The sequence below is a fragment of the Viridibacillus sp. d25.2 genome (assembly GCF_055456015.2).
Window position 1 is genome coordinate 4,205,005 of record NZ_CM196652.1, and the last position, 26,894, is coordinate 4,231,898.

22 protein-coding genes and 1 pseudogene are annotated in these 26,894 nt (G+C 37.0%); 8 read left to right on the forward strand and 15 right to left on the reverse strand.

The window, feature by feature from the left end:
• Nucleotides 1-77: 77 nt before the first annotated feature.
• Complete coding sequence (gene spx / locus ACZLO7_RS20600; RefSeq protein ID WP_038180286.1) at nt 78-482, forward strand: transcriptional regulator Spx; 405 nt, start codon at nt 78-80, stop codon at nt 480-482.
• A 25-nt stretch (nt 483-507) separates the two neighbouring features.
• Nucleotides 508-936 carry a MarR family winged helix-turn-helix transcriptional regulator gene (locus ACZLO7_RS20605; RefSeq protein ID WP_464937908.1) on the forward strand — a complete coding sequence of 143 codons (429 nt, stop codon included), beginning with the start codon at nt 508-510 and terminating at the stop codon, nt 934-936.
• A 204-nt stretch (nt 937-1,140) separates the two neighbouring features.
• On the opposite strand, the gene ACZLO7_RS20610 is transcribed toward ACZLO7_RS20605, so the two are convergent.
• Nucleotides 1,141-1,719, reverse strand: coding sequence for an RNA polymerase sigma factor (locus ACZLO7_RS20610; protein WP_464937907.1), 579 nt, complete (start codon nt 1,717-1,719; stop codon nt 1,141-1,143).
• Between the two features lie 229 nt (nt 1,720-1,948).
• Entirely contained in the window at nt 1,949-3,202 is a 1,254-nt protein-coding gene (locus tag ACZLO7_RS20615; RefSeq protein WP_464937906.1) for a hemolysin family protein, read from the reverse strand.
• Nucleotides 3,203-3,362: 160 nt separating this feature from the next.
• Here ACZLO7_RS20615 and ACZLO7_RS20620 point away from each other — a divergent pair, with 160 nt between their 5' ends.
• Nucleotides 3,363-4,745 carry a dipeptidase gene (locus ACZLO7_RS20620; protein ID WP_464937904.1) on the forward strand — a complete coding sequence of 461 codons (1,383 nt, stop codon included), beginning with the start codon at nt 3,363-3,365 and terminating at the stop codon, nt 4,743-4,745.
• Between the two features lie 66 nt (nt 4,746-4,811).
• Here the strand turns inward: ACZLO7_RS20620 and ACZLO7_RS20625 are convergent.
• The 3 genes from ACZLO7_RS20625 to ACZLO7_RS20635 form a co-directional block, all read right to left on the reverse strand.
• Nucleotides 4,812-6,169, reverse strand: a protein-coding gene (locus ACZLO7_RS20625; RefSeq protein WP_511261369.1) for an IS3 family transposase whose coding sequence is annotated in 2 segments (ribosomal slippage) — nt 4,812-5,716 and nt 5,716-6,169 — 1,359 coding nt in all. Because the reading frame shifts where the segments join, the coding sequence is not laid out codon by codon here.
• A gap of 431 nt (nt 6,170-6,600) precedes the next feature.
• Nucleotides 6,601-7,173, reverse strand: coding sequence for a nitroreductase family protein (locus tag ACZLO7_RS20630; protein ID WP_464939934.1), 573 nt, complete (start codon nt 7,171-7,173; stop codon nt 6,601-6,603).
• Between the two features lie 124 nt (nt 7,174-7,297).
• A complete protein-coding gene (locus tag ACZLO7_RS20635) occupies nt 7,298-9,145 on the reverse strand; it encodes a sensor domain-containing diguanylate cyclase (protein ID WP_464939933.1) in 1,848 nt (615 codons plus the stop codon).
• A gap of 95 nt (nt 9,146-9,240) precedes the next feature.
• Here ACZLO7_RS20635 and ACZLO7_RS20640 point away from each other — a divergent pair, with 95 nt between their 5' ends.
• Nucleotides 9,241-9,825, forward strand: a complete 585-nt coding sequence (locus ACZLO7_RS20640) for a glycerol-3-phosphate acyltransferase (protein WP_464939932.1) — start codon at nt 9,241-9,243, stop codon at nt 9,823-9,825.
• A gap of 87 nt (nt 9,826-9,912) precedes the next feature.
• Here the strand turns inward: ACZLO7_RS20640 and ACZLO7_RS20645 are convergent.
• Nucleotides 9,913-10,404: pseudogene (locus tag ACZLO7_RS20645) on the reverse strand (amidase domain-containing protein); the annotation flags it as partial.
• A gap of 305 nt (nt 10,405-10,709) precedes the next feature.
• Between ACZLO7_RS20645 and ACZLO7_RS20650 the strand changes: the two are divergent.
• Nucleotides 10,710-11,732 carry a DUF2804 domain-containing protein gene (locus ACZLO7_RS20650; protein ID WP_464939931.1) on the forward strand — a complete coding sequence of 341 codons (1,023 nt, stop codon included), beginning with the start codon at nt 10,710-10,712 and terminating at the stop codon, nt 11,730-11,732.
• A gap of 646 nt (nt 11,733-12,378) precedes the next feature.
• Here ACZLO7_RS20650 and ACZLO7_RS20655 read toward each other — a convergent pair.
• Entirely contained in the window at nt 12,379-13,098 is a 720-nt protein-coding gene (locus ACZLO7_RS20655) for a glycerophosphodiester phosphodiesterase (RefSeq protein WP_464939930.1), read from the reverse strand.
• Nucleotides 13,099-13,272: 174 nt separating this feature from the next.
• On the opposite strand from ACZLO7_RS20655, the gene helD reads away from it, so the two are divergent.
• Nucleotides 13,273-15,504, forward strand: a complete 2,232-nt coding sequence (gene helD, locus ACZLO7_RS20660) for an RNA polymerase recycling motor HelD (RefSeq protein WP_464939929.1) — start codon at nt 13,273-13,275, stop codon at nt 15,502-15,504.
• A gap of 54 nt (nt 15,505-15,558) precedes the next feature.
• Here helD and ACZLO7_RS20665 read toward each other — a convergent pair whose 3' ends face one another.
• The 3 genes from ACZLO7_RS20665 to ACZLO7_RS20675 form a co-directional block, all read right to left on the reverse strand.
• Nucleotides 15,559-15,696 carry a hypothetical protein gene (locus ACZLO7_RS20665; protein ID WP_464939928.1) on the reverse strand — a complete coding sequence of 46 codons (138 nt, stop codon included), beginning with the start codon at nt 15,694-15,696 and terminating at the stop codon, nt 15,559-15,561.
• Between the two features lie 195 nt (nt 15,697-15,891).
• On the reverse strand, nt 15,892-16,500 hold the full coding sequence (locus ACZLO7_RS20670; protein WP_464939927.1) for a GDSL-type esterase/lipase family protein: 609 nt from the start codon (nt 16,498-16,500) through the stop codon (nt 15,892-15,894).
• A gap of 37 nt (nt 16,501-16,537) precedes the next feature.
• The gene (locus tag ACZLO7_RS20675; RefSeq protein ID WP_464939926.1) at nt 16,538-17,401 is read right to left on the reverse strand and encodes a GNAT family N-acetyltransferase; all 864 of its coding nucleotides are present in this window, start codon (nt 17,399-17,401) and stop codon (nt 16,538-16,540) included.
• 114 nt (nt 17,402-17,515) lie between these two features.
• Between ACZLO7_RS20675 and ACZLO7_RS20680 the strand changes: the two genes are divergently transcribed.
• Nucleotides 17,516-18,583: an acyltransferase family protein gene (locus tag ACZLO7_RS20680; protein ID WP_464939925.1), complete on the forward strand. Its 1,068-nt coding sequence runs from the start codon at nt 17,516-17,518 to the stop codon at nt 18,581-18,583.
• Between the two features lie 57 nt (nt 18,584-18,640).
• Here the strand turns inward: ACZLO7_RS20680 and ACZLO7_RS20685 are convergent, their stop codons facing one another.
• The 3 genes from ACZLO7_RS20685 to ACZLO7_RS20695 form a co-directional block, all read right to left on the reverse strand.
• Nucleotides 18,641-20,464 (reverse strand): ABC transporter ATP-binding protein, encoded by a 1,824-nt coding sequence (locus ACZLO7_RS20685; RefSeq protein WP_464939924.1) that lies wholly within the window; start codon nt 20,462-20,464, stop codon nt 18,641-18,643.
• Between the two features lie 13 nt (nt 20,465-20,477).
• Nucleotides 20,478-22,190 carry an ABC transporter ATP-binding protein gene (locus ACZLO7_RS20690; RefSeq protein WP_464939923.1) on the reverse strand — a complete coding sequence of 571 codons (1,713 nt, stop codon included), beginning with the start codon at nt 22,188-22,190 and terminating at the stop codon, nt 20,478-20,480.
• Nucleotides 22,191-22,452: 262 nt separating this feature from the next.
• A complete protein-coding gene (locus ACZLO7_RS20695) occupies nt 22,453-23,370 on the reverse strand; it encodes a DMT family transporter (protein ID WP_464939922.1) in 918 nt (305 codons plus the stop codon).
• A gap of 202 nt (nt 23,371-23,572) precedes the next feature.
• Here ACZLO7_RS20695 and ACZLO7_RS20700 point away from each other — a divergent pair, with 202 nt between their 5' ends.
• Nucleotides 23,573-25,588: an EAL domain-containing protein gene (locus tag ACZLO7_RS20700; protein WP_464939921.1), complete on the forward strand. Its 2,016-nt coding sequence runs from the start codon at nt 23,573-23,575 to the stop codon at nt 25,586-25,588.
• Between the two features lie 74 nt (nt 25,589-25,662).
• Here ACZLO7_RS20700 and ACZLO7_RS20705 read toward each other — a convergent pair whose 3' ends face one another.
• Both ACZLO7_RS20705 and ACZLO7_RS20710 read right to left on the reverse strand, forming a co-directional pair.
• Nucleotides 25,663-26,127, reverse strand: coding sequence for a threonine/serine exporter family protein (locus ACZLO7_RS20705; protein WP_464939920.1), 465 nt, complete (start codon nt 26,125-26,127; stop codon nt 25,663-25,665).
• 10 nt (nt 26,128-26,137) lie between these two features.
• Nucleotides 26,138-26,878: a threonine/serine exporter family protein gene (locus tag ACZLO7_RS20710; RefSeq protein WP_464939940.1), complete on the reverse strand. Its 741-nt coding sequence runs from the start codon at nt 26,876-26,878 to the stop codon at nt 26,138-26,140.
• Nucleotides 26,879-26,894: the final 16 nt, after the last annotated feature.

Consider the following 26,894-nt stretch of genomic DNA (forward strand, 5'->3'; position numbering starts at 1 on the left):
ACTATAGCCATTGACTTATATATATCTTACTTGTAAGATATAAGTATAACAATCAGTATAGAAAGCGGGATAAATATATGGCTGTTACAATTTTTACTCAAACGAGCTGTACTTCATCAAAAAAGGCTTTACAGTGGTTAAAGGAAAATAACATTTCTTTCACTGAAAAAAGAATTACGTCTGATCAGTTAACTTTGTCTGAATTTAAATTGATTTTAAGTATGACTGAAGATGGTACAGACGAAATTATTTCTACAAACTCTAAAGATTTCAAAAACTTAAATTGCGATATTAATCAACTTTCTATTCAAGAACTATATGATATTGTGAAAGATCATCCTAAAATGCTACGTAGCCCGATTTTAGTTGATGAAAAACGCCTACAAGTCGGCTATAATGATATGGATATTCGTCGCTTCATCCCACGCAAGGTGCGTGCTTATGAGCTTTACGAAATGCAACGTCTTTCACTAGAAGGCTGAATGAAACATTTTGGAGATGAGTAATATGAATGATGCTAGAAGAGAAAGCATTTCTTCACTTTTTGAAGTAGTTGCTTCTTTAGAGCGCAAATGGGCAAATGAGTGGAATAGCCAGAACAGTCTGGGCTTTTCTAAAACGCATATTTTAATACTAGATCTTCTAAACAACGAAGGTCCAAAACGCCCTTCTGCTATCGCAGAAAAACTTCAAGTGACGACAGGTGGCGTTACTGTGCTAACTAGCAAGCTAGTTAAGGCCAATCTTATTAAAAAGACACAAAATGAAACAGATCGTCGTGCATCTCAACTCGAGATTACAGATATCGGAAGAAAACTCCTATCAACGGCACATCAACATGTAAATGAAATAATCGAAAAAATGTTTGGCATGCTCAGCGAAGATGAAATTCATACTCTCCGTAAGATTTTCTCTAAATGCTTATTTGGTTCATAACATCCACTAACACAACAGTATTGTGTTAGTGGTTTTATTTTGGACAAAATAATTGGTCGCGTCCAATAGTTGGTTTAAAATACTGTCTATCATACAAAAATAGCTACCCTCATTTGGGTAGCTATTACCTTATATATTTACCGTTTTTCAAGGCTGCGATCTCTGTTTAGATTGCCCGACTTTTGATTAACGGACAATTATTAATTAAGCAGGCATGATTGCCTCAACTGAAGATTGATCAGCCATCATCATTTCTTTTAGACGTTGTTTCGCACGGAATAAACGAGATTTAACGGTACCGATTGAAACTTTCGTCAATTCTGCAATTTCAACAAGAGAGTATTGATTTACATAGAAGTATACTAATGTCGTACGATAAATAGTATCTAGTTGACCAATTTTATCTTGTACAATTTGAGCGATTGCATCTTGCTCAATAACTTCTTCAGTAGATAGTTCATTGTTGGGAACCAAATCTAGAACAGGAACGTCTAAAGTATCAGGTTGGTTCATCATGTATTTACTACGACGAACATTTTTGCGATAGCGGTCGCGGAAAGTGTTCATACAAATTGTAGTTAACCAAGCTTTAACATGATCTACGTTAGCTACATAAGATTCATAACGCACAACTTTCACCCAAACTTCTTGCATCAAGTCTTCTGCCTCTGCTTTATTGCGAGTTAGTTTTAAACATAAGTGATATATATAACGGTTGTATTCCTCGTAAACTGTTTCAAGATTTGTATTTGTATTTGTATTTGCCATTGTTTTAGTATTCATTTTCATTACCTCCGATTCGTGTCTTGCTTTGTTAAACCTATTGTCGCAAAAACAAACCTTTCACTCTATCGGATTCTCTTTCAATTTTATTACATTCATGTAAGGTTAGCATATAAGTCTTGTAATCTATCCTCTAAAACGTTGATGTATCAACATTCTATACTGAAAAATTACATTACAAAAGAAAAATCCTATCCAAATTCTTGGATAGGATTTTATTCATCTTCAATTATTCTTCAACTTTATTAGGTTGGACTGGCTTTTTGGTAATCGTTAATTTTACGATACGATTATCGTCCATCTCATTTACAACTACATGTAAATTTTCATAACTGAAGAATTCATTTTCTTCTGGAACATGAACGCATTGTTCAAGAACAAAGCCACCTAAAGTATCATGGAGTTGTGGTATATCTACTTCAAAAATTCGATTTGCCTCGACAATTTCAAGACGGCCATGGCAGACAAGTTTAGTTTCAGTCACTTCATAAATGAGTGACTCCTCTGCCTCATCTGATTCATCCTCGATTTCTTGTCCAATCATTTCTTCTATTATATCTTCATGCGAAATAATCCCAAGTGTCCCACCATATTCATCTAGAACTATAGCTAAATGCTTTTTCTTAGCCAACATTAGTTTGAATACTTTTTCTACATTGATATTCGATACGACAAATAACGGTTCGTGATCTATGAAATCATCAAGCGTTTTCAAAGGATCTAATGTCCATTCAATAAATTTCTTTGAGTAGAACATGCCGACAATGTCATCCATGCTTTCGTCATAAACCGGATAACGAGTGAACGAATATTCCAAAATCGTTTCGCGTACCTCTTCAAACGTTGAATGGATAGATAGTCCGACAACCTCTGTTCTATGAGTACCAAGAACATCAGATACATCTTTATCCGGAAAATCCATAACGCCTTTAAGACGCTCTGATTCATCAAAAGCAAATGTTCCTTCTGTAGAAGCAATATCTACCATCGTTCGAAGTTCTTCTTTCGTCAGTATCGCTTCTTTCACTGCCCCATTTGAAATGATTTGGATAAAAATATTCGTAAAGCTTTGGATAATCCAAGTAATTGGGCGCAAAATTTGTACTAGCAAAGCAATGATTGGGGCGACCATATAAGCAATACGATCTGCAAATGTAACAGCGATTGTCTTTGGAAGAACTTCTCCAAATATAATGATAATGACTGTCAAAACTGTTGTAGCTATTGAAAGTTGCCAACCATGCCTAAGTGCAATGATAGTTAAGAACGTTGGTAGTAGTATATTAGCTATGTTATTACCTATTAAAATCGTTGTAATCATGCGGTCCGGATGCGAAATGAGCAAAAACAATTTTTCAGACATGCGATCTCCTTGCTCAGCACGCAACTGGACCTTCATCCTATTAATAGCTGTTAACGCTGTTTCGCTTCCTGAAAAGAAAAATGACGCAATCAAACATATGATTAACCCTATAAACTCCAACTAAACTTCCTCCTGTTAATAAACGAATTCCCTATATTTTCATATAGATAATATACCATATTATTGATATTACACCTCTTTTCAAGCATGCCTTTCTAAATAATTGTAGGGATATGCTATAATTATTCCATTACCGAATATTTCGAAATGAGGGATAATTATGAATAGTATAGACCAATATTTTACTACCAAACGCGAAGAACATTTAGAAGAATTAAAGCAATTTTTAGCTATTCCTAGTATAAGCTCTTTATCTGAACACAAAGAAGATATGAAAACAGCCGCTTCCTTTTTAGGAGATGCTATGAAAAAAGTTGGGTTAGAAAATATAACAATTAATGAAACTGGTGGCCACCCGGCCGTCACTGCAGATTGGTTACACGCTGAAGGCAAACCAACTGTTTTAGTATATGGTCATTATGATGTACAACCAGTTGATCCTTTAAACCTGTGGGATAGCGAGCCGTTTAAGCCTGAGATTCGTGACAATATTTTATATGCACGTGGATCAAGTGACGATAAAGGGCAAGTGTTCATGCATATTAAAGTCATTGAAGCTTTAATGCAAATAAAAGGTGAGCTACCCGTTAACGTAAAATTTTTAATCGAGGGTGAAGAAGAAATTGGTAGTAAAAACTTACCAGCTTTCGTTGAGAAGCATAAAGACTATCTAGCAGCAGATTTAGTTTTAATTTCAGATACAGGTCTTTACGCGCCTGGGAAACCAGCAGTTTGCTATGCTTTGCGTGGTTTAACTGGCGTACAAATAGATATTCGCGGAGCTAAAGGTGACCTACATTCTGGACTTTATGGAGGCGGTGTCCAAAATCCAATACATACCTTGGCTGATATTTTGGCATCCTTCCATGATGAACATGGCACTATCTCAGTAGATGGTTTTTATGATAATGTTCTTCCACTGACTGACGAAGAACGTGCAGCATTTCGTGCTTTAGACTTTGACGAAGAGGGTCTCAAAGAAGAAATTGGTGTGAGTGAATTATTCGGAGAAAAAGGATACTCATATCTAGAACATACATGGGCGCGCCCAACACTAGAAGTAAATGGCGTATTTGGCGGTTTCTCTGGAGAAGGTATTAAGACGGTTTTGCCTGCAGAAGCCGGTGCAAAAATAACTTGTCGCCTTGTTCCTAATCAAGACCCTGAAGAAATCGTGGAAAAACTACGTGCACATATCGCTACTCAAAAGCCAGCTGGTGTTGAAATTACAGTTACTGAATTTGATAAAGGTAAGCCATTCATCACACCAATGAATCATCCACTAACCCAAGCTGCTGGCCGATCTTACGAAAAAATATATAATACACCTACAGCATATATTCGTGGTGGTGGTTCAATTCCAATCGTCGCGGCATTTGATGAAATTCTAGGAACACCAGTTATCCTGATGGGCTTCGGACTTTCAACCGAAAACTTCCATGCACCAAATGAGCACTTCCATCTAGAAAATTACGACAAAGGACTTCGTGTCATCAGCGACTACTACTATGAAGTAGCTGTAATTGATAAGGATACCCTATAAGTAAGAAATTATATTAATCCGCTCCTTTTAATTTTGATCTGACCCAAGAAAGTTAGACATATTTAGTTAAGCAGCTTCTAAGACCTGAGTTCGGTATTCCACCGGGCTTAGGTCTTTTAATTTTTCCTTCATTCGTTTGTGATTGTAATAGTGAATATAATCTGCGAGCTCCTGTTCAAAATGTGCCATGGATTCAAATTCTTGTAGGTAAAGGAGTTCAGATTTTAATAAGCCAAAGAAGTTTTCGATGACTGCGTTGTCCAAACAATTGCCCTTACGGGACATACTCTGCGTAATTCCATGTTGCTTTAATGTTCGTTGATACTTTTGCATTCGATAGTGCCAACCTTGGTCCGAATGAAGGATGACTTGATTACCTGATTGAAGGCGCTCCAATGCTTGTTCTAACATATCATGGACTAGTTTATACACTGGACGATTCATTACCGTGTAGGCAATGATTTCACCATTACACAAATCAAGTACCGGTGATAAATAGCGTTTCTCACCAAATAGATGGAACTCTGTCACGTCTGTTACCCATTTCTCGTTCATCTTCTCCGCTGTAAAATCACGTTGTAATATGTTTGGGGCAGTTTTCCCGACATTTCCTTTATACGAACGATATTTCTTCATACGGACTGCACATTTTATGCCAAGGGCATTCATCAAACAGTTAATCGTTTTAGGATCATGATGAAAGCCGTATTTTTTCAATTCTTTGGCAATCCGACGATAACCATAACGTCCCTTATGTTCATGGTAAATGGAATGAATTGCGACTTTTACATCCGCGTATTTATCAGTACGATTCAAACGCTTTTCCCAATAATAATACGTGCTACGTGGAATATCAGCGACTTTGATTAATTCCACTACTTCATAGATTTCCTTTAGTTCATAAATTACTTGCGCTTTGATTTGATTGGTAATTTTTCTTGCATTTGAACTAAAGCATTCAACTTTTTTAAGTACGCATTCTCCATTTCTAATTGTTTTATACGTGCCTCTAATGCCCCGACAGATCCTTTAGCTGATGTTGGTTTCGTTGTTCTTTTTGTTTCTTTTTTCATGGATGGACGCCCCTTTTTCTTAGAAACAAGGGCATCATAACCACCAAACTCAAACTTCCTTCGCCATTTTCGAATCATGCCAGGAGATGAAATGTTAAATAGTGCAGCTGCGTCAATTGAAGATGTACCTGTTTCGTTCATATAATTTAGTACATTCATTTTATATTCAGCGGAATATTTTGTATAGGACTTTAAGAAAGTCTCTACACCATTTTCTTTATAACGGCGAACCCATTCACTGACAACCCGTTTTGTGATTCCGATATCTTTCGCGATTTCACTCATGGATTCATATCCATTTAAGTATCGTTGAACTGCTTGAATACGTTGTTCAGCACTTACTTTTGTCATAAAAAACCCCCGTAAAAGTTAGAGTGGTGTCTAACTTTTACGGGGCAGTTCATTTATAGGGGCGGTTTTTTGATGAGAAAAATCGACATAACCTTCATTTAACCTACTCGCCTCTCCTTTTGTTTCATTCGAGCTCTCATTTAACCTACTCATCTCTCCTTTTGTTTCATTCGAGCTCTCATTTAACCTACTCGTCTCTCCTTTTGCGTCATTCGAGCTCCCATTTAACCTACTCGCCTCTCCTTTTGTTTCATTCGAGCTCTCATTTAACCTACTCGTCTCTCCTTTTGCGTCATTCGAGCTCTCATTTAATCCACTCATTAGATCCCTAAAATCTCATCTGATCTTTGAATCAAAGAAATCCCACATACGTCTAGTTAACGCATGCGGGATCTCCGATACCATAGAAGGACTATGATTAGTATATAATTCTATTCTCCAAAAACCGTTACAATTTCAGTTGCTAATTTACGTGGTTTATCTTTTGGTACAAGATCGTAGTAGCCTAACTGTAACATGGCTATAATACGTTCACCTGATTTAATGCCCATTGGCTCGCGGAATTTTGGATTATCTAGCCAAGCAGGAGTTTTCCAGCATGTACCGATTCCTTTATCCCATGCAAGTAGTTGCATATTTTGTATGAAGCTACTTGCTGCAGCAAAGTCTTCTAAACGTTCTTTTTGTCGAGCATCTTCTGGAACGGCTACAAATGCATAGGCACCTGGTAATGAGAATTTACTCATTTTACTTTGAAGTTCATCTTCAGTAAGCTCTTTCCAGTTCGGTACAGCGAACTCACGAATAAGGTCTTTTAATGGTTCTAGCTCGGGACCACATGCCACAACTAAACGCCAAGGCTGACGGTTACCGTGATTAGGCGCCCATACTGCGTCATCTATTATAGACATTAAATCTTCGCGATCGATTGGTTGCCCATTGAACATTTTAATGGAACGGCGTTGTGTAATCGCCTCTTTTACTGTTAATGATTGTTCCTTCATTTCCATCACTCCTACTCTGCAAATCTTCATAATTTGGCAGTTAGTTTCATCATACGAGATATGTATGCATCACTATCCACCATACCATATTCATTAAAAAAAACAAAAAATGACATCATTTTAATTATAAAAAGTTCGTTTGATTGCGACCGTTATTTTTTGACTTATAAAGTGCTTGGTCGGCTGTTTCAATAAAGGCACTTACTGTTTCAAATAAATGCATAGATGTCATAGTGCCTCCGATGCTAATGGTCGCAAAATTCATATCACTTCTGCCTTTATGTTCAAATTTAGCATTTTCAACTGAACTGCGTATTTTCTCAGCAAGTATCATCGCCTCATCCTCATACATTTCACTAATAATGATAGCGAATTCTTCTCCACCATAACGACAAATAACACCTTTTTCAGCGACAATATCTTTCATTATATTCACTGTATGGCAAATAAGATCGTCACCTTTTCGATGACCATATGTATCGTTATATTTTTTGAATTCATCAATATCAATCATAAGTAAAGTTAGTGGCCACTTGTCTATGTAACTTTCGCGGAAACAGATTGGCAGACGGTCGTCAAAATAGCGACGATTATTAATACCGGTTAAACTGTCTAATTCAGTCAATTGCTTCAATCGCTCATTTTTTTTCTGTAGTTCTAATGTTCTTTCATGAATCTTTTCGTCAAGTGATGTATTTAACGTCATCAATTCATTACTAAGTAGTTCAGACTCATGGAATTTTCTTGCGTAATTGCGACTTAAATTGAATGCTTGCAAAATGACGTAGAAGAAAAAACCGAAAATTGAAAGCATGAGCGTATCTATTAGACCCTTTGCAAACAAATAATCGTTCACTACCGTTATGAAAAATAACAAATTCGCTATTAAATTCATTAGAGAAGTGGGTCTTTTATTTACAACAGCCTTCACTAATGTAATCGTTATGAAAATCATAAGTATAAAAGCAAGGGGAAATACGTCAAAGAATAGAGGTATAAAAAAGCTTGGTGGTGTTACCCAAATTAGTAATAATAGTGGCATGGTTATTGCCATAACTATAAAAACTGTCTTCTTACTCGATTCTTTTGGAAATAGTCGATAAATAAAGACCATATATAGAAGAACGGCACCATAGATTAATGAGTATTCTATCTTCTTTAGTAAAGACCAAGACAAATATGAGAATTGCATTTGTAAGAGCATTGGTCCTAGGAAAAGTGAACGGCTCACTATAAATAGGCTCAACAAACCAAAATAAAGAAAAGGTCTTTCAGTTTTCCTATAAAAAAACACAATTATATGGTATATCCCTATAATAATTACACTGCCATTCATAAATAACAAAGCAGCTTGTTGATCTGAATAGTAATTGACAAGTGCATTCGCTTGGCCAAATAAAATATCTTCACTTGGACCACCAACAATGTCTTCACTTGGACCACCAACAATGTCTTCAAAATCAGAAACTTGTAAAACAACCAAAATATTCTCTGAGTTGGGAACAAAATAGCCAATTCTAGGGGTAATAGAAGGAGTAGACGTATCTTTAGTAGTACCTACAGAACCACTTGATGAAATGACCCTTCCATCGACAAATAAGGTGTAGGCGCTTGATTGGAAACCAGTAGAAAGCGCAAATGTATGACTAACCTGCTCTTTAGGAATTTGCAAATAGAAAGCAAATGTTCCGTAGCCATTATCACTCCCTAATTGATCATTCCAAGTGCTTGGCAAATTTCCCTTATCTAAATTCGACGTTTTCCCCCGCCTCTCTATCTCTTTATTAGATAGTATTTCTTGAGTAAAAAATAGCCATTCACCACGTAATGGAATGACAGAACTCTCTGTTAAATCTGCATCCTTGAGTACTAATATGCCGTTTTTTATGTGGTAGTTAGTTTCATAATCGATTAATGAACAACCACTGAGGATGAATACAAATAATAGTAGTAATGCACTTATTTTTCTCAATTGTACTCCTCCAAAATTTGATAATAGGTTAAAAAAGGGTTGTTTTCATAGTTGTTTTTCCTACATACTGTAAAAAAGAGTTTGGAGGATTTGGTATGTCTTATTTGACGATTTGTTATTGGCTAGTCAGTTACTTAGTCGGTACTTTCATGACTGCATGGTGGATCGGTAAATGGAAAAACATCGATTTACGTGAGCACCGCAGTGGAAATTTAGGTGCTAGGAATGCTGGTGCAGTTATTGGTAAATCTGCATTCTTCGCAACCTCCCTTGGCGACGGTGGCAAAGGGATACTTATTGTTTTATTCGGTTACTTGTTGAAAGAAACTCAATTCACAATTGCAGTCGCTGGAGCCCTTGTTATTATCGGACACTTATTTCCTATTTGGTTAAAGGGTAAAGGAGGTAAAGGAATTGCAACATTTGTGGGTGTTGCGCTTGCTTTTAATCCCCTTATATTCTTAGCTTTTGTAGTTGGTTTTTTAATGCCCTTTCCATTCTTAAAAAGCGCGACATTGAGTATGACTTTTGGATATTTATGTTATATCGGATGGATTATTTATAGCGGTTTTTTACCAGTTGCTTGGCCAATCGTTCTTATTATTCTAATCATTCTTTACAAGCATCGCTTTGACATTATTGAGTCCTATCAAGAAAAAGCTTGGCAATCGAAAAAATAACAAAAAAAGCATCATTTTAATAACCTTCTTTTTTTGAAAACACAGCAAACCCGACCTATTATCCATTGAATAGGTCGGGTACTTTAATTATATTGGTAATATAACATCTTCTATGTGAAAAAAGTAGTATTTCATATTCGGTGTATAAGCACTCGAGTCTTTATATTCCCAATGTCGATGAAAGCTATTGGTTGTGTGGGCATTCACATGAGGTACACCATCTTGAATACTTGTAACAATGACAGAATGATCTATTCTTCCATCACCTTGGAAATCGAAAAAAATAACATCTCCTAGCTCTAAGTCATAGGCAGATGCAACTCGCTTCCCCCTCAGTCCCTTCTTTGAAGTTTCTAAATACCATCGCAATGAATGCGATGTACTCCAACTAAAACTCCAATTACCTCCTTTTAGCCACCAGCCCTCCGATCGGTTTGGCGATCCCCACATCGGTCCACCGCCTGCAAAAAGACATTGTGATACATAATTCGTACAATCCACATCAAATCGCGGAAATGCTGGATTGTAGCTGTCCCACCATTTATCGGCGTAAGCGACAGCTGCTTGTCGATTGTAAACCGCTCCATCACACCTCCTTAGTCATGTATATGCATTGTCCTTGTTGAATATCTCTGGTATTGAAAAGATTTAAATACAATAGTCATTTTGTCATTTAAAGTCGTTTACACGAAAATTATCTATTTATAAAGAACCTCAAATTATTACTCTAATTATTACATTTCTATGATATTTGTCAGTGCCTTTACATTTATACAACAATTGCAATATTCCTGATTTGAATCGCCCAATATAAGTCAAAAATTTGGTACAATGAAAACAACTTATTTGTTTCTCCTATTTTACGTTTGAAAGGGTGTTTAAAATTGACACAGCACGCAGAAAAAGAAATTGTTGAGTCGACATTATTATGCGATAAGAAGGGTAATCTAAATCCCGCTGCCATAGGATTCGCTCGAAAACCGATTATCAATAGTAATTTGAAAGGCCATTTCATGCGTAAAAAGAAATGGAATTATTGGTGTGTTTTCGGGGATGAAATTATGTTCTCTGCAACAATTAGCCATTTAGATTATGCTGCTGTTTGTTTCGTCTATTTCCTTGATTACGAAACGCAACGTTACTTTGAAAAGACGATAACAATTCCATTGGGCAATAAAGTGAAAATGCCTACAAACGTATTAGAAACTGTAAATTTCATTCACGAAGATATGAAAATACAGCTGCTATACGCTCAAAATGAAACACAAATGACTGTCACTATACCTGATTTTGATGGTGATCTACTACATGCAGACTTAACAATCAAACATCCTGTAAACGACGACTCTCTAAATGTGGTTATCCCTTGGAATCGCCAAATATTTCAATTCACCGGAAAACACCATTCATTACCAACAAACGGTTACGTTAAAATAGGAGAAAAACGTTATAATTTTCAAGAAGAAGAGTGTTATGCTGTACTTGACTATGGTCGTGGCATTTGGCCACGTGAAGCAACTTGGAACTGGGCTATGGCTTCCCAAAAATGTAGAGGTCACCGGATCGGGTTAAACTTAGGCGGTCAATGGACAGATGGTACAGGCATGACGGAAAATGCTATATTCCTAGATGGCAAAATGACTAAAATCCATGAAGATGTCATCTTCGAATACAATACAAAAGATTTTATGCAACCTTGGCGTATTAATTCTAAATTCACGGATGACGTCCAACTTACTTTCACACCTTTCTTTGAGCGTATCGCTGCAACAAATGCTAAAGTTATAAAATCCGAAGTTCATCAAATGGTCGGCTATTTTAATGGCCGCGTCCGATTAGACAATGGATATTACTTACCTATCCAACAACTGCTTGGCACCACAGAAGAACATTTAGCTAAATGGTAAAAAGGACAGCCTCCTATTTGATTGAGAGGCTGTCCTTTTATTTTGGGGTACGCTAAAGTTGTAATGGGGGTGGAATGGATTGTTTTTTAGTAGGAACAATCTCTCTCTGAGTAGCGATAATCTTTCTCTGAGTAGCGATAATCCTCACCCGAGTAGCGCTAATCCTCCTCCGAGTAGCGATAATTCCTCTCTGAGTAGCGCTACCCCTTCTCCTAGTAGCGATAATTCCTCTCTGAGTAGCGATAATCTTCCCCCGAGTAGCGATAATCCTCCTCCGAGTAGCGATAATCCTCACCCGAGTAGCGCTAATCCTCACCCGAGTAGCGCTAATTCTCTCTGAGTAGCGATAATCCTCACCCGAGTAGCGATAATCCCTCTCCGAGTAGCGCTAATCCTTCCCCGAGTAGCGCTAATCCTCACCCGAGTAGCGCTAATTCTCTCCGAGTAGCGATAATCCTCACCCGACTAGCGATAATCCCTCTCCGAGTAGCGATAATCCTTCCCCGAGTAGCGCTAATCCCTCTCCGAGTAGCGATAATCCTCACCCGAGTAGCGATAATCCCTCTCCGAGTAGCGATAATCTTTCTCCGACCAGCGCTAATCCTCACCCGAGTACGTCAATCCCCCCCTGAGCACAGATAACTACTCACTTATTCCCATGCAAATACATTTTCTCAGGATAATCTGTAAAAACAGCTTCGACTCCAAGTTTTTTCATCAAGTCATAATCTTCTATTGTATTCACTGTATAGACGCGCACTATATTGCCACGTTCAATTGCTGTTTTAACGGCTTCGCGCTTAGCAGCTACTAATGAAACATGCAATGCATCCGAGCCTAGCATTACACCATACTCATGTAAGTTTACTAATATTTTCATGAATAATGCCCCTACTTCATTCTGTGGTGCTTTTTTCAATACTCGCTCGACTATTTCATGATCAAATGATGAAAAGACAACTCGGTCTAACATATCATTTTTTTCGAGCATGGCTATTACATCATCTTCTATTCCCTGATATAAAAAGACATCCGTTTTCAATTCAATATTAATCATATGATGGGTCGTTTTGAAAATGTCCAATACCTCCTGCAGAGTCGGGATCTTCTCTCCTACAAATTGTTCGCCTTTCCACGACCCGAAATCGTATGAGCGTAGTTCTTCAAATGTCATATCGCGGATATAGCCTTCTCCATTTGAAGTACGATTGATACGTTCATCATGATTGATCACAAGAACGCCATCTTTTGTACGTTGAACATCTAATTCAACACCATATATGGGTAATCTTGCAGCTTCACGGAAAGAGCATAATGTATTTTCGGGAAAATCACCTGAAGCTCCACGATGTGCAAATATTTTCATAAATTATTTCCTCCAAGGATATATTCGTTAACTTTATGCTACACTTTCTAAATTTTACAGACAATTGAAAACTTTTACTTGTACTCTCTGAATTCATGTAGTAATATTTATCATTGCTATCAAAACCCCAACATCTTCAACAGGACGCAAAATTGCCAAATTGGAGGACTGTAAATGACACAGAAGCATCCCGATTTTGAACAAGAAGCTCAGCGCCTGGCTTACACAAAACATTATATGCTAAAACTCTTAGAAGAATCCAAACGTGACCTACAATCAGCACAGGACAGTATTCGAAAATCGATGTCTGATTTAGAATACCTAGATTCAAGTTTAAGCTACCTCAATATTTTAACGAATGCTCGATTTTTTGATATGGCACGTGATCAAAAAGAAGGACTTGAAGCAGTTAAGCAAAAACCTTATTTTGCCCGTATACACTTTCAAAAGGAAGGCGAACCTGCAGAAAAACTATATATTGGTAAAACTTCTCTCTTTGATCGTGAAACGCAAGAGCCTATCATCGTCGACTGGCGTTCTCCTGTCGCGAACGTATACTATGATGGGCGCCTTGGTGACCTAACTTATAAAGTACATGACGAGGAATACAATGGGCATCTCTTTTCAAAACGACAATATAAAATTGAAGAAGGTAAATTATTAGATGTACAAGATATTGATCTGACAACTAATGATGAACTGTTGCAAGACGCGCTCGCTGGTAAAGCTGATGTACGACTGACTGAAATTGTCTCTACTATTCAAGCCGAACAAAACGATGTTATTCGTGCTCACTTAAAACAACCAATACTCGTCCAAGGTGCTGCTGGATCAGGAAAAACCACTATTGCACTCCATAGAATCTCTTATTTCTTATATACGATGGGCGAACATTTCAACGCAAAAGAACTGATGATTTTAGCACCTAACCAACTGTTTATCGAATACATTGGCGACGTTTTACCTGAGCTTGGGGTCGATCAAATTTGCCAAACGACCTACTCAGATTATGTGCAACAAGCAACTGATATTAAGCTGAAAATCCAAAATCCAAATGAACAGCTTGAAAAACTTGTGAGCGAAGACGTGATCGATTCAACAGTATCATGGCTGACTAGAATGAAAGGTTCCCTTGCTTATCGAGATGTTATGGATCGCTATTTAAAAAGAATCGAATCCGAAATAGCTGACCAGTTCGAAGACGTTTATATTGAAAAGTATCGTATCTTAACAGGATCACATTTAAGAAAACTCTTCTTAAAAGACTTTGCCTATATGCCAATTGAAAAACGAATAGACCGGATTAAAGCTGTTCTGCAAAATTATGTACGACAAAAGAAAAAGCAAATATTACTTTCTTTAAATAAAAGATATGATGAAATTTTGGATAAGGCATTGTTCGGTATTCAAGATGCAGTCAAACGAAAGCAAACAGTGACGAAATGGATTGATGAACGTGATGTACGTATTCCAGCTGTTGAAAAACAGGCTAAGTCTACTTGCTCAAATTATATGAAACGCTTTAAAAAGCATAAAATAAAAGCATTGTATCGTGAGTTTTTGACGAATTATGATTTACAAAAAGAGTTATCTCCCGAATGGTCGGAAGCGGAGAATGAGCAATTTTTCAACGCTCATATGAAAGAAACATGGGCATTAGAAGATTTGGCTGCCATCTTCTATTTGCATGCTAAAATTAAAGGAGTCAACGAAAAATGGAAAATGCGTGTTGTTTTCATCGATGAGGTGCAAGATTATAGCTTATTCCAGTTAGCGGCTTTAAAAGAAGGTCTTGAAACGGATATGTTCACTATGGTGGGCGACTTGGCACAAGGAATACATAGCTACCGCTCCTTAACGGACTGGACGCCCGTACGCGAACTATTCCCTCGCGCTACTTATAAAACTTTGCAAAAAAGCTATCGTACAACGATTGAAATTATGGCTATTGCGAATGAAATCTTATCGAAAATGGGTGAAGATCTACCACTTGTAGAACCGGTTGTCCGCCATGGTGATGAACCAACTTTCCATGAGATGAAAACAATTGACCCATTAGCAATTGAAGAAATCCATCAACAAATTAGAGCAAAAGGGCATCGTTCCATCGCACTCATTTGTAAAACAACTGACGAAGCAATGGACTATACAAAGACATTGCAAAATGCCGGCGTATTGGCACAAACTTTATCTGAATCATCTGAGATTGATCAAGAAGCGCTGCTTGTCATTCCAAGTCATTTAGCAAAAGGTCTAGAATTCGATGCAGTTATAGTAACAGCTATCGAAAAACCTTTCCGTGATGCAGCACTTGATCGTAAGCTTTTATATGTAGCGGTTACTCGTGCTATGCATGAACTACATTTAGTTGGTTCTTCACGCAGTGCGTTTTTATTAGAAGAATAACAATAAAGAGGCATTCCAAAAGTCGATTGCAAACCGACAATTGGAAGCCTCTTTTTATTTCCTCGCAGAGAGCGGATAATAATTTTGTTTTTTAGAAAAGATATTGAAAATCTTTCGGAAGATACCCTTTTTCTCTTTTCTTAATTGCTTTTCATTTTTTACATCGACTTTTCCTAGTGCAGGTAATCTCATTGTAGATCTCCCCCTTTGCGATGGTTTTTGTACTTTCTTAACATTACCATTAGTTTATGAATATTATCGACTAAATATGTATATTTTTAGTAAAATTTATTATTAATTCAGAATTTTTTGATGCAAGCTCTTCTTATAATGCCTTTGCAAATTAAAAATACCAAGCAAACTACAATTTGCCTGGTACTCTTTGTATTATTTAAAGATGTTCAAAATTCTTTGAAAGAAGCCTTTCTTACTCACATCTTTCATTTTTTTAATTTCTGCTACTATCTCATCCGACAGCAAGTCGTAACCTGCCTCTCCGAAGTGTAAGCCATCGTCTTTTATACCTACTAAAAGCTCTTTGTAATTTGGCTTATTATAGAGAATTTCAAAAAAATCGATGACATGACATCCTGTTTCTTCTGCAACATCTTTGACCGCTTGGCCGTATTCTTTCAACTTCTTATTTTTACGGTTCGGTTGTAATGATTCATCAACTGGTGGAGAGGTGATAAGAATTGTGCGATCAGCTCCAATTTGTTGAACAAAGTAACGGATATTAGACTTAAACGTGCCAATTGGTATTAATTTGTGCTTTGCAGAATCATTTCCTCCAAATAATACCGTAACTACATCAGGGTTTTTTGATAGTACATCCTTCTTAAATCGAACTCTAGCTTGCTCCGTTGTATTACCAGATACTCCAGCATTAATAAATTGATGCTGTTTCATTTTCAGCTTTAACATGGATGTTAAAACCGGTTTAGGATAGTTTTCTTTACGTGCTGTAATGCTATCTCCAAAACATATGATTTTCATCTAATAATCCCCTTATGCTATTTATCTATTCATGAATTTATTTTCTCGCAAAATAATCCACCTGCTGTATTTTCTCAAATCCTGCTCGTTCATAGACAGTTAGTGCTTGCTCATTTTCAATCTCAACATCAAGTAAAACTGTCGATTGCCCTTTTTTGTCAGCAATATTTTTGACCCATGCTAACAGCGCAGCTCCTATACCTTGACGTTGGAAATCAGGATGTACTGCTAGTGCAGTTACCCATTGGATATCATTCTCTTCAACGGACGTCACTGTACCAACGACTAGCCCATCTTTTTCTGCAACCCATAATATGCGACCTTCTCTCGAGGTATTCTCAGTAATTAGATCATCTGTTTCTTCTGGTAAATCATTAAATCCAGACTCAAAAATAGTAACAAGTGCATCGCGTTCTCCATTATATAAGCGAATCGTTAAATCATTAGGAATATCTGTATACTCAGCACCTGCTCGTAGTGTCGCTTCTGAAAAACTATATTCATAGCCTTGTGCTTCGATGAAATTACGCCCCTCTTCACCGTTTAATGTTAGTGCTAATTCACCAACAGTATTGCGCTCAGCTAACCCAGTTGCAATGCTCTCAACTAGTAGTTTACCTATACCCATTCCACGATACATAGGAGTTACAACTGCTGACCATTCGAATGCATTGAAACCAAACGGATCAACTGCACTAGCTGCACCGACTAATTCGTCTTTGTCATCATCATAAGCAAGCACTAGAAAGCCATATGCCTGAGGATTGCACCAGCTACTCTCGTTCATCACAATTTTGTATTTAAGTTTATCTTCAAGTTCAGATTTTTGTAATAACTGTAAAACTTCCTCGTAAGTTTCACCATCAATAGGATATGTTGCTTTCATTATAAAAATATTCAAATTGAAACCACCTCATTGTAATTGTTTTGTCATCTAAATGATAACAAATTATCAAATTAGGCGACTACCATTTGGCTTTTTACGGGTATAGAATATCGAAATGGAGGTTTTACAATGACAAAAAAACGATTAACTTGGGTTGATGTGACTAAGGGGTTTTTAATGATTTTAGTAGTAGTTGGCCATTTTCCTGGAGACTTGGATCACCCACTTTTACAATATATATATTGGTTCCATATGCCAGCGTTCTTCGTGTTGAGTGGATTATTCTTCAAACCGGTTTCAAAGGACGAGCCTATTCGTAAGGCTGTTAAAAAGCGATTTATGCAATTGATGGTTCCATATCTGTTCTTCCTATTGCTTATTACATGTATTCGTTATGTATTAGTATTCGCTTATGGAAATACCGATATTTCATGGTATGTGCAGGATTTTAGTACGCTCATTATTGGAGGACGTTATGCACGAGGATCTTACGGTGTATTCTGGTTTACAACAGTCTTATTCTTTACTTATTTATTATTCTTATTACTAACAAAATATTTAAACCGATTCTATCAATTTAGTGTACTTACACTATGTTATATTATCGCCCATATCCAAAGCTACTATGTAATAGATGTTATTGGAGGCGCATCTGATAAAGCTTCGCAAACTATTCCAATGCTATGGAATTTAGATGTTACGCTTATAACAGTGGTCTACTTCGCCATTGGCTATTATGCAAAAGATTTACTTTTACACATACGGTTACCCCTCTGGACAGTTTGTACAGTTAGTACTCTCTTAGCAATGCGATTAGCTTGGGTTGATCAATTTGATTATCATTTAAGTTTGAAGTTTATACGTTACAATCATCCACTATTGGATCTTATCGTTCCTTTTATTTTTATCATTGCAATTTTCGGCGTATTCCAATTCATTACACGCTACACACCATTTAAGGCATTCCATTTTATCGAAATGCAGTCAATCACTATTATGTATATGCATATTTCGGTAGATAAACAGATGAATAATTTCTTTGATTACGGTCTCATTGGCTATACCGTTCTATGTCTAAGTATATCTCTCATAGGCTCTTTAGTTATAAAGAAATTCATCCCGTATGGATTATTCTTCATCGGAGATATTCATGCAAAACGCCCTCTTCTCTTTAAGGGGAAATTATTTACCACGTAAACAAAAAGGCATTCATCCATATGAAATGGGTGAATGCCTTTTCTTTCTACCAAACAGTTATGCATTTGATTCTTCTAACATTTTATAATATATCCCCTGTTTATCAATCAACTCCTGTTGATTGCCTGCTTCAACAAGCTCACCTTGTTGCATTACAAAGACGATGTCAGCTTGTCGTACCGTATTCAATCGATGTGCAATAACAAAGCTTGTACGTCCTTGCATTAAACGTTCTAGAGCTTCTTGGATTTTCAACTCTGTTACCGTATCAATACTACTCGTTGCTTCATCTAACAATAGGATTACAGGGTCTGCTACAAGTGCTCTTGCTATAGATAATAACTGCTTTTGACCTTGGCTAATTCCAGCACCATCAGCAGACAGAAATGTATCGTAACCATTCTGCAATTTCATAATGAAATCATGGGCGTTAGCTTTACGTGCGGCTTCTTCCACTTCTTCATCTGTTGCATTTAACTGACCATATCGAATGTTTTCCCTAACCGTTTCTTCAAATAAAAATGGATCTTGTAAAACAAATGCCATCTGACTGCGTAATTTTTGACGTGACAGTGCTTGAATAGGTGTACCATCAATAGTAATTTCACCTTTATTTACTTCATAGAAACGTGCGAGTAACTGAAGAATAGTTGTTTTACCAGCCCCAGTAGCACCTACTAAAGCAACTGTTTGCCCTGCTTCTACATGAAAGCTAACATTTTTTATCGTATGTCCTTCATCTGTTTGCTCGTATTTGAACGAGACATCGTTGAACTTTACGTCACCTTGTAGTTGATGGGTGATCTTGTCTGAAGCTAAATCCTTCTCTTCATCTTCGTTCATAATCCCAAAAACACGTTCTGCACCTGCAATTGCAGATAATACATTATTAAACTGGTTCGCTAAATCGTTTAAAGGGCGCGTAAACTGACGTGCATATTCTGAGAATATCACAATCGTCCCAATTGTAACTTGGCCCTTCAAAGCTAATAAGCCACCAACTCCTGCAACAATGGCAAAACTTGCATTATTTAATAGGTTCATGACCTTTGGAATACCACCTGAGTAAACATTAGACCAAAAGCCAACATGTCGTAACTTAGTGCTTTTCTCTGCAAATTCTTCAATCATACGCTGCTCCTGAGAAAATGCTTTAACAATTCGTTGTCCTGAAATCGACTCCTCAATCATCCCATTTAACGCACCTAATGCTTGTTGCTGTTCTTTAAATAACTTACCAGTACGGCGTGTAATCCATCTTGTAGCAACGAACATAACTGGAATGATGATCATCGTCAATAATGTTAATAGTGGACTCATTGAAAGCATAACAACTAACGTTCCAACTAATGTTAAAACACTTGAGAATACTTGAATAAATGTACTATTCAAGGTCGAACTAACATTCTCAATATCATTTGTCATGCGACTCATTAACTCGCCATGTTGACGCTTATCAAAAAATGTAATTGGTAGCTTTTGCAACTTTGTAAATAGCCCTGTACGCATGCGATAAATCGTTTGTTGTGCAATACCAATCATCCAATAGTTTTGGAGAAACAATGATAATGACAAACCTAGATAGATGGCGATCAAACCAAATATTTGCTTAGACAAGCCTGCAAACTGAGTTTTCATAATGTGATTATCAATAATTTTACCAATTAAATAAGGACCTAGTAATGAGAATACCGAGCTCGCTACTACCATTAGTAAAACAACAATTAATAGTGCACGTTGTTCATCAACAATTCGCCAAATGTGACCTAGAGTTGAACTCCAATTTGTTGCACGGTCCACCTTCTTCTTTCTTTGCCTTTGTATATCTTCTTTCGTCAAAATATTTTTATAGCCAAAAGGTTCTCGAATCGATTTAAGCATTATCATCCACCCCCTACCCTTGTTGTGATGTAGCAATCTTTTGATACAATACAGAATTCACCATCAACTCTTCATGAGTACCAAATGCTGAAACTAATCCGTCTTCTAGTAGCAAAATACGGTCAGCTCCCTTTGCCGTACGAATTTTCTGTGTCACAACCAGCATTGTTGCCTCTTCACCTTCAAGCGCGCTCCATAATGCCGATTCCGTTTTAACATCTAATGCACTCGTACTATCATCTAAAATCAAAAATTCTGGCTTGCGTATTAATGCCCTAGCAATTGATAATCGCTGTTTTTGCCCACCTGATAAATTTACTCCTTTTTGACCAACTCTAGTTTCATAGTCATTTGGAAAATGCGTAATTGAGTCATGGATTTGTGCCTGAATTGTTGCTTCATGCACCTGTTCGACCGAAGCAGCAGTTTTACCCCAGGTTACGTTATCGTGGATAGAACCTGTGAATAACAATGCCTGTTGTGGTACATAACCTATTGCTTCACGTAATTTTTCTAATGGCCAGTTTTTCACGTTTTGCCCATCCACAATGATATTTCCTGACGTTGCATCGTAAAAACGAGGTAATAGCTGTAGCAATGTCGATTTACCTGAGCCAGTCGCGCCCATAATCGCCAGCTTTTCACCTTGGCCACATTCAAAGGAGACGTTACGCAATATAAATTCATCCGTCTGTGGATATTTAAATGATACATTTTCAAAACGCAGGGTGCCGTGCTGTCGAAATTTCAATTGCGCTTTCCCCTTTTCTTCATCCTCTAAGCCTTCATCAATTAACAATACTTCCTCCATACGATCCGCTGATGCTTTCGCTCGTGAAATAAATACGATAATAAATGAAAACATTGAAAATGCACCTGTCATACGCAGTGCATAGTTAACAATCGCTACAAGCTCACCAATTTGTGTTTCTCCTTGCTCAATTTTACCCGCTCCAAACCAAAGAACGACAAGTAAGCTAACATTCATCACTAAAAGCAATATTGGCTGAATATACTCCATCGTCCGTAACGCTTTTGAGGTATCTCTCTTCAAAGAATTGGCTACTTTTTCAAACCTACTTGCTTCATACATGCCACGTAAATAAGCCTTTACTAAACGCATCGCTTGCAAATTCTCTTGAATTACACGATTAACTCGGTCAACACGCTTTTGTACCGCTGAGAAATATGTAATCCCTTTGCGAACCATTGCAAATAAGTAAATGGCTAAAAACGGTGCACCTATCACAAGATAAACGGCTAATGATGGATTCACATAAAACGCCATTATTAAACTACCAATCACAACAAGAGGCGTACGTAACATGACACGTAAACTCATGAATAAGACTTGCTGCACTTGTGATACATCACTTGTTAAGCGCGTAATAAGTCCTGCCGTTGGAAACTTCAAAAACGTCGTCATTGTAAATGATTGTACTTTTTTAAACAATGCATTTCGCAAATCAAAGGCAAAGCTTTGTGATGCGTGTGCTGAAAAAAATGAATTCGTAATACCTGCAAAAAAGCCTAGGAAAGCTATTAACATCATTATGCTCCCCCATAACCAAACAGTTGCAGGATCTTGTAAAACGATTCCATCATCAATGATTTTCTTAATAATTAATGGCTGAATTAACTCAACAGCAAGCTCGACAAGCATGAGTGAAATAGCAATAAAAGCAAACCATTTGTATGGTTTTATATATGAAAACATTGTCTTCACGGTATAACCCCCTGCATTCATTTCGTCTCTCGAAATTTATTTAATTGTTTCTTATTATGCCATAAAATAGCCCTAGTCTGTGCGATTAAAACTCGAAATATTTAGAAGGATGATTTTAAGAATGTTTTTTACTCATATATATCTAAAAAAGTCTCCATCACTCCAAAAGTGAAAGAGACCTTTTATTTATAAATAATGAGCTTCGACATAAACCTTTCTAACTTTCCTAATAATTCCACCCCTAAAAAATAGCCCCTCTAATTTAAGCAACTTCTTGTTGTTTATCCCCTTCAATGGACAGCCAAGTTACACAAACAAGCATAACTAAGATGCCTACAATTTGCCATAACGCTAGTGTTCTTCCCAACCATATAACAGAAATAATCATAGCTGTTAATGGCTCCATACTCGACAATACACTCGTCTCTACGGCTGTTATGTATTTCATGCTACTTAAAAACAATACAAAGGCTACTGTTCCAAAAAAGATAATAGCAGTTAACATTAATGCGATTTTCGGATTTAATAATAAGCTCCATTCATCTGAACTCCATGCTCGCGAAATTACACCTAATACAATACCACCTATTAACATTCCCCATCCTACTACAATGAGGACACCCCATTCTTTCATAATAGCTGCTGGATATAAGGTATAAAAAGCAAATGTTAAACCAACTGCCAATCCCCATAAAAGCGCCTCAGTACTTACGAGCAATGTCTCAAAGGAAGCATTGGTTAATAATAAAAACAAACCAATAAGCGTCCCTAAAATACCTAGTACTTGATATCGCGGTGGCCATTTACGATTAGAAAATGAAACAAATATGATAATGAAAATAGGTGCCAAAAATTGCAGCAAAGTTGCTACAACCGCATTACTAGCATTAATAGCCGCTACGAATGAATATTGCACCCCTAACATTCCTAAGACACCAAAAACTACTAATTTCCTCCACCAAGCAGGGTACTTCCAAATGGTTATTATATCTTTTCTAGTTAACAGTAAAAAGGATAAAAGTATTACCCCTGCCAAAACGAGCCGGACTGTTAGCATAAACGGAACAGTTAACTCACTATTAGATAATACCCACTCCATAAGTGGCCCTGTAGCACCCCAAAGCATTGCTCCAGAAACAATCATTACTATCCCTTTTAATCTATGTGACGAATTATTCATACTTATACTCCTCTTTTGTGAATATATTTTACTGCATTTAAGATAATTTTTCTCATGTTTTCTACTATTTTAGCCTTTTTATATCGCCTATATTAATATATAATTCTGAATTTCTTTTATATACATTACCTATTACTAATGACGGATGGCATTCTTTTCACTATAATGAGAGATATAGAAATTTCAAGGAGTCGTCGCATGCATGAATGAAACTCAAACAATTTTTAGTACAGCAAATTCAGTATTAAACCAAATGCCCTTTCCAATGGTGATTGTAAATCATCAAGGAATCGTCGCAGCATGGAATCGCCAAGCCGAAAAAACATTTGGTTTTTCTGCAGATGAAGTTCTTGGGAAATTCATTCCCTTCATCGAAGCAGAGAAAGCAGGACTACATAAAGAAGGTTGGACAAAGGTATTACGTTCTCCTGAACCTTTACACATCGATAGAATGGCATTCATGGCAAAAAATAAAGAAGCTATCTTCTCGTCAGCTTTAGCAAAATCGTTTACTATCGAGAACGAACGCTATGTATTTTTCCATTTTGAAATGACAGATGAGGTTCAAAAAGACCCATCACCTTATCAAGAATTAATCAGCATGAAAGCAGGACTTGAAGATTCCTTTATGATGTTAACAATGGATCAAGAGGGTTTAATCAGTTTTGCAAACAACCATTTCTTAAAAAGAAGCAAATGGACGCCGAAGCGAATAATCGGTAAAACTTTTTGGCAAATGTTCCCTCAAACAGATGATGGAACTTCAGCTGCAAATAATATCTGGACATTCCTAAAAAACGGCAAGACTTGGAAAGGCGAAGTAGAAAAGATGACGAAGGACGGCTTATCCTATTGGGTCGATTTAACGGCTATCCCGATTTTCGTTACAAGTAAAAAACCAGCCTACTTCATCCTGTTAGAAAATGATATTACAGAAAAAAAATTGCTACAACACCGTTTAGAAAAAATTGCATATATTGATCAAGAAACGGGTTTAATGAACCGCTATCGTTTAGAACAAATCGTCACAGATATGATTCAAGAAAAAAATCACTTTACTTTTGTTTATCTAAGTATCGATAAATTTTACTCATTGAAGGAAATTTATGATGAGCAAACGGAAATTGTCCTTTTACAAGAATTCACAAACCGTATGAAAATATACTTCCAAGATAGCACAATGGCGCGAGTCGGCATAGATGAATTTGTAGTATTAACTCCACTTGGAGAATGGTTTATCCAAGGCTTCCTTGCCTATCTAAAACAACACCCGATTTATGTAAACAATCGTGCGTTACCACTTTCAATTAGCGGCGGTATTACAAAATACCCTGAAGACCAGTCATCATTCTCACATTTAGTGAAAGCCTCACATGCGGCGATTTCTAAAGTGCGTTCTGACGGTGGTGGTAATATTATTAGCTTAACAAAAGCTGATCATAAAGCACTTAGTACAAAGGCTATTATTGAAAAACGCTTACTAATCGCGCTTGATGAAAAGAACTTAAAAGTACTCTATCAACCTCAGTTAAACCTAGAGACGGGCAAAATTAATGGTGTAGAAGCACTCGTACGTTGGGAAGACGAAGAAATTGGTACAGTTACACCAGACGTCTTAATCCCAATCGCTGAAGAAACTGGGCTAATAAATGATATCGGTGCCTTTATGCTTGAACAGGCGTGCTTACAAGCAGTGTCTTGGCATAAAAAGGGCTTAGATTTAAAAGTTAGTATTAACTCTTCTGTTCGTGAATTCCGTGATAAAAACATGGTACAACACATTCGAAAAGTATTAGAGAAAACCAATTGTCCTGCCAATCTATTGCAAATTGAAATTACAGAGAAATTTGCATTAGAGGCTGAAGCTGAAACTTCTATTATTCAACAGATGAAGCAATTAGAAACTGACGGGATTGTCTTCGTCCTTGATGATTTCGGTACAGGATATGCTTCTTTCCGTTATATGCAACTGTTACCATTAGCTGAAATTAAAATTGATAAAACATTTATTTCTACACTGCAATATCAGAAGAAATCCCAAAAACTAATACAAGGTATGATCCAATTTGGAAAATCTATCAATATGCGTGTTTTAGCTGAAGGTGTTGAAACAGAAGAACAACTAGAATTACTTTCATCATTTGGCTGCGATGCAGCACAAGGTTATCATATTAGCCACCCTATCACACCAAAAGAGGTAGAGAACCTTTTAAAATAACGCTTGATTTAATAGATACCTTTCATCAATAAAATAATGGCCTTCGCTCAATTATGCGAAGGCCATTTAGCTCTTTAAACTTCATTCTGTAACGCTTTTGCTTTACGTTTTCGAATTATATTGAAAATGAGTTGCATAAACACCTCTGCAAAAACAAGCCCCATAACAATTGCACCCGTAATAATAAAAGCCCTTGCTGCGTATTGAATGCTTTCAAGATATTCATTTTCAACGACATGCCTCATCGCATTATAAGCCATACCTCCAGGTACAAGTGGAATAATGCCAGCAACACTGAAAATAATCATCGGCATTTTAAAGCGTCTTGCCAACATATGCGCCACAATCGCAATAACAAAAGAACCTGCAAATGAAGCTATTACCGTATCCATTCCTTGCTTCAATAGAGAATAGTATATTAGCCATCCAATGGATCCAACTAACCCACAATGGAACAACATTTTTTTCGGTGCATTAAAAATAACCCCAAAACCAGCTGTTGCTAAAAAACTAAGAACTCCTTGGGTGACCCAAAACATACTATTCCTCCTAAAATGACAATACTAGTGCAACACCCGCACCAATCGCAAATGCTGTTAAAAAAGCTTCCGTTCCTTTAGCTACTCCAGACACGAAATGTCCTGCCATCAAGTCCCTCACTGCATTTGCAATAAGTAAACCTGGTACTAATGGCATTACAGAAGCAATAATAATTTTATCTATTTGAATACCTATTCCAAATTTTACTGTTAAAAAAGCTGTAATTCCGACAAACAATGCAGCTGTAAATTCCGCAAAAAATTTTACCTTCGTTAACTCATGCATTAAAACAAAAAGTAAATATCCGATTCCACCAGCTAAAACCGCTGCAGGGACATCCTTCCAAACACCTTCAAATAATATTAAAAAACAGCCACTTGCAATAGCCGAAGCGACTATTTGAATCCAAATTGGGAAATATAAATTAGAACGATCTATTCGTTTTAATTCCTCAAATGCTTCTGACAATGTAATTTGCTCTGCAGTTAATCGACGTGATACACCATTAACAAGCGCAATTTTCTCTAAATCTGTCGAACGTCTGGGTATTTGAACGATTCTTGTTGGCCTTTTATGACCAGCTGAAAATATTATTCCTGTAGGTGTCACAAAACTCTGTGCGGATGTTAGTCCTTGTGAACTTGCCATACGTAACATCGTATCTTCAGCACGATACGTTTCTGCTCCACTTTGCATAAGTAATCTTCCAGCTAGAAGAAAACAATCTATCGCACGTTCCTCTTCATCCATTTCAATCACTGTTTTC

What these genes read in the sequence shown, in the direction of transcription:
- spx (WP_038180286.1), top strand. Translation starts at nt 78, where the DNA reads ATGGCTGTTACAATTTTTACTCAAACGAGCTGTACTTCATCAAAAAAG.
- ACZLO7_RS20605 (WP_464937908.1), top strand. Translation starts at nt 508, where the DNA reads ATGAATGATGCTAGAAGAGAAAGCATTTCTTCACTTTTTGAAGTAGTT.
- ACZLO7_RS20610 (WP_464937907.1), bottom strand. Translation starts at nt 1,719, where the DNA reads ATGAATACTAAAACAATGGCAAATACAAATACAAATACAAATCTTGAA.
- ACZLO7_RS20620 (WP_464937904.1), top strand. Translation starts at nt 3,363, where the DNA reads ATGAATAGTATAGACCAATATTTTACTACCAAACGCGAAGAACATTTA.
- ACZLO7_RS20630 (WP_464939934.1), bottom strand. Translation starts at nt 7,173, where the DNA reads ATGAAGGAACAATCATTAACAGTAAAAGAGGCGATTACACAACGCCGT.
- ACZLO7_RS20640 (WP_464939932.1), top strand. Translation starts at nt 9,241, where the DNA reads ATGTCTTATTTGACGATTTGTTATTGGCTAGTCAGTTACTTAGTCGGT.
- ACZLO7_RS20655 (WP_464939930.1), bottom strand. Translation starts at nt 13,098, where the DNA reads ATGAAAATATTTGCACATCGTGGAGCTTCAGGTGATTTTCCCGAAAAT.
- helD (WP_464939929.1), top strand. Translation starts at nt 13,273, where the DNA reads ATGACACAGAAGCATCCCGATTTTGAACAAGAAGCTCAGCGCCTGGCT.
- ACZLO7_RS20665 (WP_464939928.1), bottom strand. Translation starts at nt 15,696, where the DNA reads ATGAGATTACCTGCACTAGGAAAAGTCGATGTAAAAAATGAAAAGCAA.
- ACZLO7_RS20670 (WP_464939927.1), bottom strand. Translation starts at nt 16,500, where the DNA reads ATGAAAATCATATGTTTTGGAGATAGCATTACAGCACGTAAAGAAAAC.
- ACZLO7_RS20680 (WP_464939925.1), top strand. Translation starts at nt 17,516, where the DNA reads ATGACAAAAAAACGATTAACTTGGGTTGATGTGACTAAGGGGTTTTTA.
- ACZLO7_RS20685 (WP_464939924.1), bottom strand. Translation starts at nt 20,464, where the DNA reads ATGCTTAAATCGATTCGAGAACCTTTTGGCTATAAAAATATTTTGACG.
- ACZLO7_RS20695 (WP_464939922.1), bottom strand. Translation starts at nt 23,370, where the DNA reads ATGAATAATTCGTCACATAGATTAAAAGGGATAGTAATGATTGTTTCT.
- ACZLO7_RS20700 (WP_464939921.1), top strand. Translation starts at nt 23,573, where the DNA reads ATGAATGAAACTCAAACAATTTTTAGTACAGCAAATTCAGTATTAAAC.
- ACZLO7_RS20705 (WP_464939920.1), bottom strand. Translation starts at nt 26,127, where the DNA reads ATGTTTTGGGTCACCCAAGGAGTTCTTAGTTTTTTAGCAACAGCTGGT.
- ACZLO7_RS20710 (WP_464939940.1), bottom strand. Translation starts at nt 26,878, where the DNA reads ATGGATGAAGAGGAACGTGCGATAGATTGTTTTCTTCTAGCTGGAAGA.